This window comes from Paenibacillus sp. FSL H7-0331, from assembly GCF_001956045.1.
The window spans coordinates 1-550 of sequence record NZ_MRTH01000169.1; the positions used below are offsets into that span (position 1 = coordinate 1).

1 protein-coding gene is annotated in these 550 nt (G+C 38.5%); it reads left to right on the forward strand.

Annotated elements, in window-relative coordinates:
- Nucleotides 1-287 precede the first annotated feature (287 nt).
- Nucleotides 288-425: a response regulator gene (locus BK127_RS46055; protein ID WP_083690003.1), complete on the forward strand. Its 138-nt coding sequence runs from the start codon at nucleotides 288-290 to the stop codon at nucleotides 423-425.
- Nucleotides 426-550: the final 125 nt, after the last annotated feature.

Below are 550 nucleotides of genomic sequence, written 5' to 3' on the forward strand. Positions count from 1 at the left end.
TGATTTCATGAGAGGTATTCGCCTCTTTGGAATAAATAAAACTTATAGGAGGACTTGAGAATGACTGTAAAAGTAGGTATTAACGGTTTTGGACGGATCGGACGACTCGTATATAGCCCCATTGAGTTATTCTTGTTTTTCGATTCGTATCGCATAATGAATATGTAGGGTACGCAAGGACAAGGAAGTGATTATATATTTTTTAAATACGGAACCAAAATTCTCATTATTGCTCGTGATAGACGCATTCAAATGCTTCTTAAATCAATCTTGAGAAGGAAGGCTGCATGGTTGATCAAGCATATGATGGTAAATCATCATTTCTTAAAGCACGACAGTTCGACTATAGTCTTGTTATATTGGATGCAGCAATTCCTTATCAGGATGGAATCACTCTTTGCTCTAAGATCAAGAAAGTTAAATGAGGTGCCTGTTATCGTGGTGACTCATAACGACCATCAGATGCTGGAGAGTTTTCAAGCTGGCGCTGATGACTCTAAACAACATGTAAAGGAGTTGCGCCATGACGATTAGTCACAGTCTCTTGTTC